Consider the following 13,659-nt stretch of genomic DNA (forward strand, 5'->3'; position numbering starts at 1 on the left):
AGAGCGCGCCGGTGGCGTCGAGGATGCGATCGGCCAGCGTCGACTTTCCGTGGTCGATGTGGGCGATGATGGAAAAATTGCGGATGCGGCTCTGAGTCATCTGGGTCGCTATAAACAAAGAGGGCGCCGCCGGCACCCTGCCGTTCAGCGCCCTCCTCGTTGTCGACGCCGCGCAAGGCGTCGAAGCCCAGACGTTGGCGAATGTTTATCAGTCGATTGAGCACGACCATGAGATCGTCCCGGTGATCAACAAGATCGACCTCCCCGCCGCGGACCCCGAGGGCGTCCGCCAGGAGATCGAGGAGATCATCGGCCTCGACGCCTCCGAAGCCGTCCTCGCCAGCGCCAAGACCGGCATCGGCATCACCGAAGTTTTGGACGCGATCGTCGCCAAAATCCCGCCGCCCAAGGGCGACGCCGCGGCTCCGCTCAAGGCGATGCTGGTCGACAGCTGGTACGACCCCTATCTCGGCGTCGTCATCCTCGTCCGGGTGATCGACGGCACCGTCCGCAAGGGCCAGCAGGTCAAGTTCATGAACACCGGCACGATCCATCTGATCGACCGGGTCGGCGCCTTCCGCCCCAAGATCGAGCAGCTCGATGCCTTGAGCGCCGGCGAGATCGGCTTCATCACCGCCCAGATCAAGGAGGTCGCCCAGGCCTCGGTCGGCGACACCATCACCGACGCCAAGCGCCCCGCGGCCGAGGCGCTCCCCGGCTTCAAGCTGGTCCAGCCGGTGGTCTTCTGCGGCCTGTTCCCGGTCGACGCCAACGACTTCGAGAAGCTCCGCGATTCGCTCTACAAGCTGCGCCTCAACGACGCGTCCTTCAGCTTCGAGATGGAGACCAGCGCGGCATTGGGCTTCGGCTTCCGCTGCGGCTTCTTGGGCCTCCTCCACCTCGAGATCATCCAGGAGCGCCTCACGAGGGAGTACGACCTCGACCTCATCACCACAGCGCCCAGCGTCATCTATGAGATCAAGCTCCGCGACGGCTCCATTCAGGCGATCCACAACCCCGCCGACTGGCCCGACCCGAGCATCATCGAGGCGGTCGAGGAGCCGTGGATCGATTGCACCATCTACGTCCCCGACTCCTATCTCGGCGCGGTGCTCAAGCTGTGCCAGGACCGCCGCGGCGTCCAGCGCGACCTGACCTACGTCGGCACCGGCAGCCATGCCCGCGCGATGCTCCGCTACGAGCTGCCGCTGAACGAGGTGGTGTTCGACTTTTACGACCGCCTGAAATCGATCAGCCGCGGCTACGCCAGCTTCGACTATCACCAGATCGGCCACCGCGACGGCGACCTCGTCAAGATGAGCATCCTCGTCAACAACGAGCCGGTCGACGCGCTCTCGATGATCGTCCACCGCGCCAATGCCGAGGCGCGCGGCCGCGGCATGTGCGAGCGCCTGAAGGACCTCATCCCCCGCCATCTGTTCAAGATCCCGATCCAGGCCGCGATCGGCGGCAAGATCATCGCGCGAGAGACCATCGCCGCGCTCAGGAAGGACGTCACCGCCAAATGCTACGGCGGCGACGCCACCCGCAAACGCAAGCTCCTCGAGAAGCAGAAGGAAGGCAAAAAACGCATGCGCGAATACGGCAGCGTCTCGATCCCGCAGGAAGCCTTCATCGCGGCGTTGAGAATGGGCGACGAAAGCTAGCGCTTCCGTCCGCCCATCTGTCCCCCCGCGCATGGGTTCCCACCAAAGTACTACTTTGATGGGGCCCAGATCGGGGCCCAATCTTTCTTCGTCATCCCGGACCTGATCCGGGAACCCGCTTCCTAACCCCTCATTCCCGCGCAACGCCCCCTTCCTCAACCCGCGGCGGTTACGCTACTAGCCGCGACCCGGAGATTTCACCCATGACCTACAACAGCTCGTTCCAGGACCGCGCCGGCCAGGCCGCCAAGGCCAAGCAGAAGGCGCTCGACCAGCTCCGCGCCAGGCCCCCGCTCGACGAGAAGCTCGCCGCCGAGCGCAAGGCCGCCGCGCAAGCGCGCGACGCCGCCAAGGCGGAAAAGGCCGCCGCGAAAAAGGCCGAACGGACCGCCGCCGCCCAAGCAACTGCGGCCGACGCCGCCGCTTTGGCCGCCGCCGCCGCCCCCAAGAGCGAAGCCGAGCTTAAGGCGGCGAGGGATGCGCGCTACGCGGCACGTAAGAAGCGGAGGTAAGGCCGTACCCCTGCGCAAGCAGGGGCCCAGTCCCTTTCGTCATTCCCGCGAAGGCGGGAATCCAGCTGCTTCCGGCCGGCCTGCGGTGTCGCGGACAGGATCGACGTCACGCCGGATTCATTCCGCGTGGGATCAATAGCCGATGACTAGGTTGATTTTATCCGGCGTCGATGATTTTCGGCAAACGAGATTGTGGAACTCCACCTCGTCTGCATCTGCCGGTGCGCCAACTTCGCTCAGGAAGTCGTCCCAATAATCCGAGCCTATCAGGACGCACTGCAATGAGTCGCCCCGATACGAGTTAATCGCTTCTGCGACCCAGGCCGTCACACTGTTCATGGCGCGTATCCCCTATGGGAACCGAGCGGGGAGAGCATAGCATATTACGAAGGACTGACCCTACAGCAAAGGCCGATTCAATTGGCTGTGTCCGGCTCGCTCCGCTCGCAGGTAGTCTTTCATGGGTTTGGTGAGATAGCTCTTCGTCTTGAGCTGCCCGTCGGACAAATTCCGCGTCTCAACCGCAACCCGTGCGGCAACGTCGACCAAATCAGACGCAAGCTTCGCCTGCTGGCTTCCAAACAGCCCGTCACCTCGCCACTCAATGACGAGCTGATCATTTGTTTTGTGTAAGGCTATTTCGTTCGAAAAACGCTTGTACCATCTTGAACCCAATTCAACACAGTAAGGCCCGTCTTTTTGCCTCAGATAGACGAAATCGGTCGCGCGATGGCCGATCTCCGAGACCGCTCGCCAGTCGGTCAGATACATTGCCTTGTGAAGCTTGAACAAAGAGCAAGAGCCGAATTCGCCTAGCAAGAAACGAACTACGTCCCAGCCAACCGAATTCGGTTTGCCGATATCGGGGATGGCCCGGCGCTTGCGCCCCAAACGTCGATAGGTTTCACCAACGAAGTAATAATCGGCAGTCTGTGCAGCGAAGTTCCGGTGGACCATCGCTCGCGCGCCGGGATGATAAAGTGGAATTATTAGTCGACCATTCCATGCGTGGGCTGAGCGCACGCTTCCCGACAACGTAAGCTCATGTGGATCGATCTGCCGAGTGGCCTCCAAGGCCGCGGCACCGAGCGTAACCACGATTGCCGGATCAATGGTTTCAATCTGCCTCTGCAAATTGCTCGAGCAATTTCGGATTGATCGCTTCGACGGCGGGGCATTGTTGCCCCGCTCATCGCGCGGATTGCAGAGGATTGCATTTGTTATGAAGAGGTCGCGTCGCGACAAACCCGCCAAGTCAATAAGATGCTCGAAGTTGTCGCCCGCTTTGTCGCCGTGGAAAGGAACGCTTGTACGATCAGCGCCAAGGCGGCCTGGCGCCTCTCCAATAAACATAATTTTCGCTTCTGCCGGTCCGTTTGCCCACGACAGGACTCGCGTGCAGCCGTCCATCTCCGAACAGAGGCGGCACGACTGAACATCGGCGACTAGCGCCTCAAAAGCCGTATAGGCCTGCAACTCCATTGGCATAATTGCGCAACTTCCCCTTCCCGCCTTGCGCAATCGGCACGAGCGAAATGACCGTGACTCGACCGACATTGCGGCCGGTTTCCTGTGCGACAAACCTAGCCAGCCGCTGGAGTCCGATCATGTTCCCCAGAGCCTTACTGAGATAATCGTGCGAGCGATAGAGTCCCGTGACCCCAATTTTGTCACCGTCGAACACGCGAAATTGGACGTACTGCAAACACGGGGCACCGCGTGTCCTGAGGGTGTCGCTCGGAATGTCGCTATGCGCGTACAAGGCTGAGGCAACATTCTGATTCCACGAATTTATTTTCGTGATGATGCTGAGAAGCCGATTCTCTTTGAACTTCTCGTACTCACCCGCCTTCGGCGCTCGATGGCCTGTCAGTCGTTCGAAGTAGGTATCCTTCCAGCCCGAGTAGTGAATGTCTTGCTGACGCCCGCGGCCGAGGAACTCCCATCCTCGCGTAATCTTTGCCAAGGTATTTCCCGGAGCCGTAATCATGGGTGCCGGACAAAGAACATTCGCAACTGAACTTGGGCGCTCGGTCTGGACGGCCTTCGCCTGGTCATCCAACGCGCGAAGACGTTGCGGGGTCTCTATCCATTCGTTGGACGCGACGACGGCAATATGATCATTTGCAAACCCAGGCGCCGAAAAGGCTCGCGCGGCTCGGACCCACGCATCGATAATATTCAGTCCTTCGATTGCGAGCCCAATCATTTGCTGGCGCGATACGCCATTCGTCTCTTGGCGAGGTCACAGATGACTGTTCCGCCGCCGTTCTTCACAAGGTTATCAAATGTCCGAAACCCCATGGAGATGGCGTCTCGCCAATCTGAGATACTGCGTGAACTTACTTCGACGCCCCGCGTAACAGTCTTGAGCGCCTGAAGAATCGTGAACGGGATGTTGGCTCGATCAGTGAAAAGCGAAACACCTTCTGCTGTTTGCTCCGACTGATTGAACACAATCGCCGAGATCCCTTCCTCCAGGAAAACGGCGCGGGCACCGTCCTCAACTCGGTCGATATTGGCGTTCGACTTTCGCTTGCGCTTCAACATCCTTCGCATCGACGGGGACCACCCTAACCTGGTCATGTAGGCCAGATGGAATACATCGTGAAATCTGTAACCATCCTCGATGTGCGAATTATCGTCGAGGACGTTTCCAATTTGCGCGCCATCGATGCTGACAGTCGCAAGACTACCGTGGTCGTCGAATCGCACGGTTAATGCTGATGGGAAGCGTTCGCCCCTAGGGTAACCCTCGTCATAAACTCGCGCATCACCAGTGAAAAGAAATTCAGTCTTTGAGAGGTTTGCCTGAGCGATCTCCGAAAGCTTCAAATCGTATCGATGGGCAATTTCAGAAAGGTACCACAATACGTCCCCAATCTCGCGCTTAATCTCCTCGTGCACGAGCTCTTTGGCGGGATTGTCTCGCTTCACTTTCTTGATCGCCGAAGCAACGCTTCCCGCTTCGCCAAACAGGCCAAGCGTATATATCTCAATGTCCTCGGATCGGGCGGTCTTATGCGCCCGCTTTTGGTATTCGTCTAAATCCACGAAATCCCCTTACCCGAGCAGTCGGAGGCTACGCACTTTCAGCAGCTTGCGTCAAATTTCGCCGGAACCGATCATGTTGGCTGTCGAATCGGTTTGGGGGGATACATCATGAGGCTTGTTGGCTGGGCCCTAATTACACTCGGAGCGGTATTGGTGCTCTGGTCGTGCGTGATCACGACATCCGTGCACACTGACGCAACTTACTTGGCAGAAACTGGATATCGGGCGGCGAGCGACGTCTACAATCTTGGCTTGCTTCAACGGCAAATAATGATGCTCCAAAGCGGTTTGGCTCTTTTCATCTCCGGAACCGTTGCTGCCTGTCTCGGCGATCTCAGAGCAGGAATGCGGCGCGCCGGCACCGTGAAGTTCATTGGGGTCTTTGAAGCCGAGGCGCCAGCGGATGTTCCTGAGGAGGCCGTCACGAAGTAAATTCGTGACGTTGGTCCTGTCGCTCAGCGCGGCCGATGCCGCTCGACCGCAGGCCAGCCGATCACTTCGCATCTCTTCGACGTAAGCTCGCCTCTGCTGCTCAGCGCGCTCGCTTACGCTCGGTGCTTCGTTCGACAATAACCTCCCGCTCCCACACCCTCGGCTCTCGCGGCAATGCGCCATTGGGTATCCACGCCCGCTCGCGCGGTTCGCAGACCGCCTCATAAAACTCGCGGCTGTTGAGCGAGAAGCTGCGCATGTTCGGTGCGGCCGTCGCCTCAGTCATGATCATCCAATTCCTCTTCCTCGCCGCCACCTTCGCCACGCCAACATACAAGCGCCATCCCCCGCTCCGCGCGCCACGCGTTCACCTCGGCCAAAAGCTCGGCCTTCTTGTCCGGCCCGTGGGTGAACTCGCCGAGCCAGCCGGCCTCGGCGGTCAGCAGCATGTCGGTCTCCCGCGCGCGGGGCTTGCGCCACGGCTCGTCGGCCTGGGGCCGCATCGCCTGCGCCTTCTCCCAGTCGACCGGCAGCTCGGTCAGGATCTCGAACGCCGCGCGCTTGCCCGCGCACCCGCTGATGTCGCGAAGGTACAGCCGCCGCGCCCGCAGCAGCTTCACCGAAATGCCGTCGCGCGCCTCCTCGGCGCGGCGGGCATACGAATCCTCGTCCTCCCACTCGCCATGTTCGTTCAGCACCTGCCCGGGCAGCCCGCCCGGCGGCGCGGCGGGATTCTTGCGCCGATAATCGATCGGCGGCAGCCTGCTGCCCGGGACCACCAGGGGCTCCGCCGGCGCCTGCGCCGCCAGCCGCCGCCGCGCCAGCGCGATCGCCTTGTCGCACGCGTCGCGAAAGCCTTCCGCCTCCTTGTGCTTGCCGAGCCGGGTATGGCCGGTGCGGTCCTTGCCCATCTCGTCGCACGCCTGCTGGATCGACCCGTGGATCGCCAGCCTGGCGACGAATTCGCGCTGCAGCGCGGGCGTCCACGATCCCTCGACGATCCGCGCCCGCGGCACGGCCGGGAAGTCGAGCAAGGCCTTGATCTCGTCGTCCAGGGACTCAAGGTCGAAGGGCGCGGCGTCGTCCGCCGGCTGTTGGGAATCGCTCATCGGTGAGTGTGGAGCAAATGAAATCCAAATAGGACAGCACTAAATTCCGCCCCGGAACGGGGAGGGGGACCAGCGCAGCTGGTGGAGGGGTCGGTCACGCGAGTGAATCGCGTGACGTCGGACGGGTTCGCTCGGCTGAGGGCTCGCGCCCCGCCGGCCGCCTCGTTCCGTCTCTCGACACAAGCTCGGCTTTGCTGCGCAAAGCCTCCCTTGTGCTCGGCGGAACTCGTTTTCGTTACACACGTAAATCAATCGTGCCGCATGAACCGCAAGTCACTCGACTCTTCGCCGCTTTGACGGGATCATGAGCCGATGACCGGCAAAGGGGGAAAGGCGAAGCGCAGCTCGTCCGGTGGACGAGCGAGCACGCCTTTGACCACGTCCGGCGCGCAGGCCGTGAGCGGCACGCCGGCCGCGCCCCAAACGCCCCAAACCCCGCGCACGCCCGCCGGCTTCGAGCCGCTGGTCACCCAGCTCGGCGGCGGCAACCTCGACTTTTCCGCGATGCTGGCGATCGCCGACATCCTGCCGGTGATGGTCGCCTACATCGACACCTCGCTCACCTACCGCTTCGTCAACAAGCCGCTCGCCGACTGGCTCGGGCTGCCGCGCCGGGACATTCTCGGGCGGACCATCCGCGAGGTCATCGGCGACAAGGCGTTCGCGGGCCGCGAGCCTTTGCTAAGGGCCGCGCTCGGCGGCGAGCGGACCTCCTACGCGAGCGAGATCGAGCATGCGACCCGCGGCCATGTCGCGGTGCAGAGCGACTATGTCCCGTGGGCCGACCCCGGCGGCGCGGTGCGCGGGATCATCATCCTGTTCGAGGACGTGACCGAGCAGCGCGCCGCCGAGCGCGCGCTGCGCGAGAGCGAGGAGCGCTTCCGGCGAATCGCCAATTCCGCGCCCGCGCTGATGTGGGTCACCCGCCTCGACCGCGTGCGCGACTTCGTCAACGACGCTTATGCAGAGTTCGTGTGCGGGCCGGGCTGCGACACCGACGAGGCGCGCACGCTCGACTGGCGCGGCCGCATCCATCCCGACGACGTCGACCGGATCATCGCCGAGAGCATCGCCGGGGAAGCCTCGCTCCAGCCGTTCACGCTCGAGGGCCGCTACCAGCGCCACGACGGCGAATATCGCTGGCTGCGCAGCGTCTCGCAGCCGCGGTTCGGGCCGGACGGCGAGCTGATCGGGTTCATCGGCGTCGGCTCCGACATCACGCTCGCCAAGCATGCCGAGCTCGAGCTTCGCCGCCAGGTCGAGGAGCGGACCGCGCAGCTCGCCGCGTCCGAGGCGCAGTTCCGCGCGGTGTTCGAGGCGGCGCTCGAGGTGATGGTCCTGCTCGAGCCCGACGGCACCATCCTCGCGGTCAACAACCGGCGCGAATTGTGGCGCCACGCCGATCCGTCCGAAGCGATTGGCGCCAAGATCTGGGATGCGCCGACGATGCGCGCCTACCCGCAGCATGCGGGGCTGATGAAGAAGGGCATCGCCGCGGCCGCCCGGGGCAGGACGTTCACGGCCGAGGTCAAGATGGAGCGCGAGGGGGCCCCGACCGCTTACCTCGACGTCTCGGTGCAGCCGATCCGGGCGCCGGACGGGGCGATCGTCTATCTGCTGTTCGAGGCGCGCGACATCACCGAATTGAAGGCCGCGCAGGAGCAGCTTCGCCAGAGCCAGAAGATGGAGGCGCTGGGGCAGCTGACGGGCGGCATCGCGCACGACTTCAACAATTTGCTGACTGTCGTCGTCGGCGGCCTCGACATCATCGCCAAGCGCGCCCCCGACCCCAAACTCAAGCGGTATGCGGAGAACGCGCTCGCTGCCGCCGAACGCGGGGCGCGGCTGACCGGACAGCTGCTGGCGTTCAGCCGGGTCCAGCGGCTCGAGGTCCAGCCGACTTATGTCGCGCCGCTGATCGAGAACATGCGGCCGCTACTGCGCAACGTGCTCGGCCCGGGCATCACCAAGAATTTCGACCTCGATCAAGCGATGATCCCGGTGATGGCCGACCCGACCCAGCTTGAGGTCGCCGTGCTCAACCTCGCCATCAACGCCCGCGACGCGATGCCCGAGGGCGGCGAGCTGACCTTCTCGTCCAAGCCGGTGCGCGTCCGCGGCGGCGAGCCGGACCTCGACCCCGGCGATTATATCGAGCTCACCATCGCCGACACCGGCGTCGGCATGCCGCCCGAAGTGCTCGAGCGCGCGTTCGAGCCGTTCTTCACCACCAAGGAGGTCGGCAAGGGCACCGGCCTCGGGCTGTCGATGGTCTATGGCATGGCGCGCCAGTCGGGCGGCGCCGCGCGGATCGAAAGCACGCCGGGCAAGGGCACCGCGGTGAAGCTGCTGTTCCGCAAGGCGGACGAGGCGGTGAGCGAGGCCGCGCCGGGGATCGAGGAGCCCCACGTGGCCGCTGCCGGGCCCGCCCCCGCCTCGATCCTGGTAATCGACGACGATCCCGACGTCCGCGGCTTCATCGTCGAGGCCCTCGAAGAGCAGGGTTACAATGTCCGCGAAGCCGCCGACGGCCGCGAGGGCATCGCCGAGGTCGAGCGCGAGACCCCAGATCTCATCGTCCTCGATTTCATCATGCCCGGCCTGTCGGGCGCCGAGGTCGCCCGCCGCGTCCGCGACCGTCACCCCGACCAGCCGATCCTGTTCGTCTCCGGCTACAGCGAAACCGACGCGGTCAAGCGCATTGCGCCCGACGCGCCGGTGCTCGCCAAACCGTTCCGCGCCGAGGCGCTGCATAAAGCGGTGCGCGGGGCGCTGACGCCGACCGGGTGAAAAGCGCGGCGCGCGCCCTCCGTCCAAAATAGTTTGTTTGACCGACTCGCAACAACGGTAGCAGAGCGAGGGCGGTCGCCTGTTGTTGCGCACCGGCATTCTCCCACGGCCCAGCATCGCGTCGTTCCAGCCGCGTCACTCGCCGCTCTCGCCGGCAACAGGGAGAATGAAATGTCCCAACTTCATCCGCATCTCGGCCGTCGTCATTTCCTGGCGTCCGCAGCGCTGGGCACGATCGCGACATTGGTACCGATGAGCGGCGCTCACGCGTCGGCCACCGTGCCGCCGGGGCCGGCGCCCACGCTCAGTCCGGCTCAGCCGACCAGCACGCCCGCAACCCCGGCCGTTGCCGAAAGCTGGGTGATCGCGGCGGCTGCAAGCGTAGATCCAAGCGGCGACAGCGCGATCCGGCCGTTCCACTATCGCGCAACGGACCAGGAACTCGCCGATCTCAAGAGGCGTATCCGCGACACCCGATGGCCCGACCGCGAAACGGTCAATGACAACAGCCAGGGCGTGCAGCTCGCCACCACGCGGAAACTCGCTGATTACTGGCTGCAGCATCACGACTGGCGCCGCGCAGAGGCGAACCTGTTTTCCTATCCGAACTTCATCACCAACATCGACGGGCTCGACATTCACTTCATCCACGTGAAGTCGAAGCATCCGAATGCGCTGCCGGTGATCGTCACTCACGGCTGGCCGGGATCGATCATCGAGCAGCTAAAGATCATCGGTCCGTTGACCGATCCGACGGCACATGGCGGGACGGCAGCTGACGCGTTCGACGTCGTGATCCCGTCGCTCCCCGGATACGGCTTCTCGGGGAAACCGACTGCACCGGGATGGGTCGTACCCCGCATCGCCCAGGCGTGGGACGTGCTGATGAAGCGGCTCGGCTACACGCACTATGTCGCGCAGGGCGGCGATTGGGGCAATGCGATCAGCGAGGTCATGGCGCTGCAGCAGCCGCCCGGACTTCTCGCCATCCACACGAACATGTCGGCGACATTGCCGGAAGCAATCCGCCGCGCTCTTCCCGCCGGTCCGCCGCCGGCCAATCTCTCGTCCGACGAGCAACGTGCGTGGAACCAGCTCACCGACTTCTACGTCCATGGGCTTGGCTATGCGATCGAGATGAACCAACGCCCGCAGACGCTCTACGGGCTGGCGGACTCGCCGATCGGGCTTGCGGCGTGGATGCTCGACCACGACATCCAAAGCTATGACCTCATCGCGCGCGTATTCGACGGCGCGAGCGAGGGGCTGACGCGCGACGACATCCTCGACAACGTCACGCTCTACTGGCTGACCAACACCGCGGTGTCCTCGGCTCGCCTGTATTGGGAGATGCGCAACAGCAAGGCGGGGTTCTTCGACCCGCGCGGAGTGCCGCTTCCGACCGGCGTCAGCGCCTTCCGGTACGAGATCTACCAGGCGCCGGAAAGCTGGGCGCGAGCCGCCTACCCGCACCTCGTTTTCTACCGGGCCCATGACAAGGGCACGCACTTCGCGGCGTGGGAACAGCCGCAGCTACTTGCCGAAGACCTGCGCGAGACTTTCCGGTCGGTGCGGAGACCCTAGCACCCCGGGCGCGCTTAACGGACCGGCTTGCGGAACTTGAGCGCGAACTGGTTGGTGTGGAAGCGGATCCTGGGGTCGAACACCGGGATGTTCATCGGGTCCTTGGGATTGCGCAGCGCATTGCTTTCGCCGGCGAGGCGGAAGCCGGCCGCGGCCGCTTCGCGGATGACCGTGGCGCGCTCGATGCGGTGCATGGTTTCGGTATCGCTGGTGCCGTGACCGGCCGCGGCTGCATGGTCGATGACGATGAACAGCCCGCCCGGCTTCAAGATGCGGAACGCGGATCGGGCCAGCACCGGTGAGCCGGGGCTGCCCATGAACTTGTCGTTGTAGTCGTGGTAATTGTCGGACGTCCAAACCACGTCGAGCGGTTCGGGCGCGGTCAGCGCCGGACCCGGCTGAATCTGCACGGTCACGTTGCCGTACGCCTTGGCGATCTGCTGCAGTTGCTGGACGTTGCCGGCGGCTTCGCGCGCATAGGCCTGGGGCCAGACCGCGTACACGCGGCCCTTCGGCCCGACCATTTTCGAGAAGATGCGCGTCCAATAGCCGTCGCCCGGTATGAGATCGAGAACGCGTTGCCCCGGCTTGAGGTCGGCGAGCGCGACCAGCTCCGCCGGACGCCTGCGGGCATCGGCCCCGCGCTGAGCGCTGCGCGCCGGATCGGCAAGCGCGCGGGCGAGGGACGAATTGGGCGCGGCCTGGGCGGCAGGCCAAAGCGCGGCGAACGCGAGACTTGCGGCAAGGATTGTCAGCGTTTTCATGCGGCCTCCTTCAATCAGCCGCAGCCATGCCCGATGCGCGGCGGCGGATCGATTCAACAAAGCATAAAGAAGTTGTCGCAGGCGTTTTGCGAGGCGTCCGACCGATTGAACGTCCGGCGGCCGCGCGCGTTTTCCGTCCATGATCCGGCCGCTCGCCGCATTCGCGCTTATCGCCGCTTCGCCCGTCTCGGCGCAATCGCGGCCGGCGAGCCTGCAGCCGACGCCCGCCGCCCAGCAGATCCTGGAGCGCGACTGGGTGCTGATGAACTGGGCGCTCAAATTTTATGACGCGGACCACGACATCCTGCTCGAGCCGGGAGAAGCGAAGGTGGCAGCAGAGGCGTTCCGGCGAATGGCCGATGCCGACAGCGACGGGCGCGTGACGCCGCAGGAATATCGCGCGGCGCGCGCGTTCATCCTCGCTCGCTATTGATTTCGCGCTGGCCGCAGAAAGCATCCATTCATTTCGCACTTCGCAAGGCGCCGACATGATGAAAACGAACATCGACCGGCGCGCGCTTCTCGGAGCCGGGGCGGGGGCGGCGATCATTGCGGGTACGGCGCTGCTGCGCTCGCCTTCGATCGCGGCGACCCGCGGATTCGCGGTGTCTCATTCGCCCGACGAGTGGAAGCGCCTGCTCGGCCCGCAGCGCTACGCCGTGCTGCGCGAAGCGAGCACCGAACGGCCGTTCACCAGCCCGCTGCTCAATGAGCATCGCCGGGGGACGTTCGTCTGTGCCGCCTGCGCATCGCCGTTGTTCAGCTCGGCGACCAAGTTCGACAGCGGCACCGGCTGGCCGAGCTTCTGGCGGGCGCTGCCTCGGGCGGTAGTCACGCGCTCGGACCGCAGCCTGCTGATCGAGCGCACCGAGGTGCTGTGCGCGCGTTGCGGGGGACATCTCGGCCACCTGTTCGACGATGGGCCCAAGCCGACCGGGCTGCGCTATTGCATGAACGGTCTGGCGCTGAAGTTCGCGCCGGCCTGACCGCTATTGCCCGGTCATTTCTGCCACGCCGGACCGCGATATTCCATGTAGCGCGCGGTTTTCACCGCGATGTCGTGGTCGAAGTAGAGCTCGGTGATGTGCAGCGCGAGCTCGATCCCCGAGGTCTCGCCGCCGGCGGTGTAGATCATCGGCGCGCTGTGGACGTAGCTGCGGTCGCGCAGCCAGCCGATCTTCGGGTAGGTTTTCGCAAAGCCGTCGATGTAATCGTGGTGGCTGGTGGCGGGCAGGCCGTCGAGGATTCCGGCGTCGGCGAACTTGGCGGCACCGGTGCACACCGACAGCATGAGCTTGCCGCGGGCTGTCATGCCGCGGATGAAGTTGAGGTAGGGCTCCGACCGGCCGGTCTGCGCTCCGACCACGACGATGTCCGGATCGGGCGCGTCGGCGAAGGTGTAGTCGGGCACGATGGTCAGCGTGCCGGCCTTGATCGGCTGGCGAGTCTCCGACACGGTATAGGTCTGGAATCCGGTCGTCCCGGGCGATTGCACCTGGTCGAACACCTGCATCGGTCCGGCGATGTCGATCAGGGTTGCGCGGTCGGAGACGACGAACGCGACTTTCATGATCCCCGACGACGGGAGCGCAAGCTGCTTCTCGGGGGCTTCGGCGCCCGCCGCTGCGGCACGTCCTGAGCAGGCGCATGCGGAGCAGGCCATCGCCACGAGTGCCAGGATCTTGAGTAGGTGCATGGCTCGCTCTCCCTTGTCGAGACGGTTTGCTAGCACCGGCCGCATTCGTCA

Annotated in this window: 14 protein-coding genes and 1 pseudogene; 7 read left to right on the forward strand and 8 right to left on the reverse strand. The window is 64.2% G+C overall.

Translation table 11 applies throughout. The features are described from left to right. On the reverse strand, nucleotides 1–100 hold a 100-nt coding region (locus ACJ8FR_RS07995), incomplete at its 3' end, for a GTP-binding protein (RefSeq protein WP_407828296.1). 49 nt (nucleotides 101–149) lie between these two features. Here ACJ8FR_RS07995 and lepA point away from each other — a divergent pair. Both lepA and ACJ8FR_RS08005 read left to right on the forward strand, forming a co-directional pair. After that, nucleotides 150–1,667: pseudogene (gene lepA, locus ACJ8FR_RS08000) on the forward strand (translation elongation factor 4); the annotation flags it as partial. A gap of 203 nt (nucleotides 1,668–1,870) precedes the next feature. Continuing rightward, nucleotides 1,871–2,179, forward strand: a complete 309-nt coding sequence (locus tag ACJ8FR_RS08005; protein WP_407828104.1) for a DUF6481 family protein — start codon at nucleotides 1,871–1,873, stop codon at nucleotides 2,177–2,179. A 132-nt stretch (nucleotides 2,180–2,311) separates the two neighbouring features. On the opposite strand, the gene ACJ8FR_RS08010 is transcribed toward ACJ8FR_RS08005, so the two are convergent. From ACJ8FR_RS08010 to ACJ8FR_RS08025, 4 genes are read right to left on the reverse strand one after another with little or no spacing between them, the layout of a single operon-like run. Then, the gene (locus tag ACJ8FR_RS08010; protein ID WP_407828105.1) at nucleotides 2,312–2,518 is read right to left on the reverse strand and encodes a hypothetical protein; all 207 of its coding nucleotides are present in this window, start codon (nucleotides 2,516–2,518) and stop codon (nucleotides 2,312–2,314) included. A 60-nt stretch (nucleotides 2,519–2,578) separates the two neighbouring features. Further along, nucleotides 2,579–3,589 (reverse strand): uracil-DNA glycosylase, encoded by a 1,011-nt coding sequence (locus tag ACJ8FR_RS08015; RefSeq protein ID WP_407828106.1) that lies wholly within the window; start codon nucleotides 3,587–3,589, stop codon nucleotides 2,579–2,581. Nucleotides 3,590–3,632: 43 nt separating this feature from the next. Then, entirely contained in the window at nucleotides 3,633–4,388 is a 756-nt protein-coding gene (locus ACJ8FR_RS08020; RefSeq protein ID WP_407828107.1) for a hypothetical protein, read from the reverse strand. Then, nucleotides 4,385–5,233, reverse strand: a complete 849-nt coding sequence (locus tag ACJ8FR_RS08025; protein WP_407828108.1) for a MazG nucleotide pyrophosphohydrolase domain-containing protein — start codon at nucleotides 5,231–5,233, stop codon at nucleotides 4,385–4,387. Before ACJ8FR_RS08025 ends, ACJ8FR_RS08020 begins: the two co-directional genes overlap by 4 nt. Before the next feature lie 168 nt (nucleotides 5,234–5,401). Between ACJ8FR_RS08025 and ACJ8FR_RS08030 the strand changes: the two genes are divergently transcribed. Continuing rightward, nucleotides 5,402–5,665: a hypothetical protein gene (locus ACJ8FR_RS08030; RefSeq protein ID WP_407828109.1), complete on the forward strand. Its 264-nt coding sequence runs from the start codon at nucleotides 5,402–5,404 to the stop codon at nucleotides 5,663–5,665. Between the two features lie 278 nt (nucleotides 5,666–5,943). Here the strand turns inward: ACJ8FR_RS08030 and ACJ8FR_RS08035 are convergent, their stop codons facing one another. Then, a complete protein-coding gene (locus tag ACJ8FR_RS08035; protein ID WP_407828110.1) occupies nucleotides 5,944–6,774 on the reverse strand; it encodes a hypothetical protein in 831 nt (276 codons plus the stop codon). A 312-nt stretch (nucleotides 6,775–7,086) separates the two neighbouring features. On the opposite strand from ACJ8FR_RS08035, the gene ACJ8FR_RS08040 reads away from it, so the two are divergent. Both ACJ8FR_RS08040 and ACJ8FR_RS08045 read left to right on the forward strand, forming a co-directional pair. After that, nucleotides 7,087–9,564 carry a PAS domain-containing protein gene (locus ACJ8FR_RS08040; protein ID WP_407828111.1) on the forward strand — a complete coding sequence of 826 codons (2,478 nt, stop codon included), beginning with the start codon at nucleotides 7,087–7,089 and terminating at the stop codon, nucleotides 9,562–9,564. A 171-nt stretch (nucleotides 9,565–9,735) separates the two neighbouring features. After that, nucleotides 9,736–11,148 carry an epoxide hydrolase family protein gene (locus ACJ8FR_RS08045; protein ID WP_407828112.1) on the forward strand — a complete coding sequence of 471 codons (1,413 nt, stop codon included), beginning with the start codon at nucleotides 9,736–9,738 and terminating at the stop codon, nucleotides 11,146–11,148. Between the two features lie 14 nt (nucleotides 11,149–11,162). On the opposite strand, the gene ACJ8FR_RS08050 is transcribed toward ACJ8FR_RS08045, so the two are convergent. Beyond that, nucleotides 11,163–11,912 carry a class I SAM-dependent methyltransferase gene (locus ACJ8FR_RS08050; protein WP_407828113.1) on the reverse strand — a complete coding sequence of 250 codons (750 nt, stop codon included), beginning with the start codon at nucleotides 11,910–11,912 and terminating at the stop codon, nucleotides 11,163–11,165. Between the two features lie 139 nt (nucleotides 11,913–12,051). Between ACJ8FR_RS08050 and ACJ8FR_RS08055 the strand changes: the two genes are divergently transcribed. After that, a complete protein-coding gene (locus ACJ8FR_RS08055) occupies nucleotides 12,052–12,345 on the forward strand; it encodes a hypothetical protein (RefSeq protein WP_407828114.1) in 294 nt (97 codons plus the stop codon). A 58-nt stretch (nucleotides 12,346–12,403) separates the two neighbouring features. After that, nucleotides 12,404–12,898, forward strand: coding sequence for a peptide-methionine (R)-S-oxide reductase MsrB (msrB, locus tag ACJ8FR_RS08060; protein WP_407828297.1), 495 nt, complete (start codon nucleotides 12,404–12,406; stop codon nucleotides 12,896–12,898). A 14-nt stretch (nucleotides 12,899–12,912) separates the two neighbouring features. Here msrB and ACJ8FR_RS08065 read toward each other — a convergent pair whose 3' ends face one another. After that, complete coding sequence (locus ACJ8FR_RS08065; protein WP_407828115.1) at nucleotides 12,913–13,608, reverse strand: DJ-1/PfpI family protein; 696 nt, start codon at nucleotides 13,606–13,608, stop codon at nucleotides 12,913–12,915. Nucleotides 13,609–13,659: the final 51 nt, after the last annotated feature.

Origin of the sequence: Sphingomonas sp., from assembly GCF_045810705.1 — a bacterium.
Lineage (GTDB): Bacteria > Pseudomonadota > Alphaproteobacteria > Sphingomonadales > Sphingomonadaceae > Sphingomicrobium.

Excerpts from the sequence above, each read along its gene's own strand:
- ACJ8FR_RS08005 (WP_407828104.1), top strand. The coding sequence starts at position 1,871 with ATGACCTACAACAGCTCGTTCCAGGACCGCGCCGGCCAGGCCGCCAAG.
- ACJ8FR_RS08010 (WP_407828105.1), bottom strand. The coding sequence starts at position 2,518 with ATGAACAGTGTGACGGCCTGGGTCGCAGAAGCGATTAACTCGTATCGG.
- ACJ8FR_RS08015 (WP_407828106.1), bottom strand. The coding sequence starts at position 3,589 with ATGGACGGCTGCACGCGAGTCCTGTCGTGGGCAAACGGACCGGCAGAA.
- ACJ8FR_RS08020 (WP_407828107.1), bottom strand. The coding sequence starts at position 4,388 with ATGATTGGGCTCGCAATCGAAGGACTGAATATTATCGATGCGTGGGTC.
- ACJ8FR_RS08035 (WP_407828110.1), bottom strand. The coding sequence starts at position 6,774 with ATGAGCGATTCCCAACAGCCGGCGGACGACGCCGCGCCCTTCGACCTT.
- ACJ8FR_RS08040 (WP_407828111.1), top strand. The coding sequence starts at position 7,087 with ATGACCGGCAAAGGGGGAAAGGCGAAGCGCAGCTCGTCCGGTGGACGA.
- ACJ8FR_RS08045 (WP_407828112.1), top strand. The coding sequence starts at position 9,736 with ATGTCCCAACTTCATCCGCATCTCGGCCGTCGTCATTTCCTGGCGTCC.
- ACJ8FR_RS08050 (WP_407828113.1), bottom strand. The coding sequence starts at position 11,912 with ATGAAAACGCTGACAATCCTTGCCGCAAGTCTCGCGTTCGCCGCGCTT.
- ACJ8FR_RS08055 (WP_407828114.1), top strand. The coding sequence starts at position 12,052 with ATGATCCGGCCGCTCGCCGCATTCGCGCTTATCGCCGCTTCGCCCGTC.
- msrB (WP_407828297.1), top strand. The coding sequence starts at position 12,404 with ATGAAAACGAACATCGACCGGCGCGCGCTTCTCGGAGCCGGGGCGGGG.
- ACJ8FR_RS08065 (WP_407828115.1), bottom strand. The coding sequence starts at position 13,608 with ATGCACCTACTCAAGATCCTGGCACTCGTGGCGATGGCCTGCTCCGCA.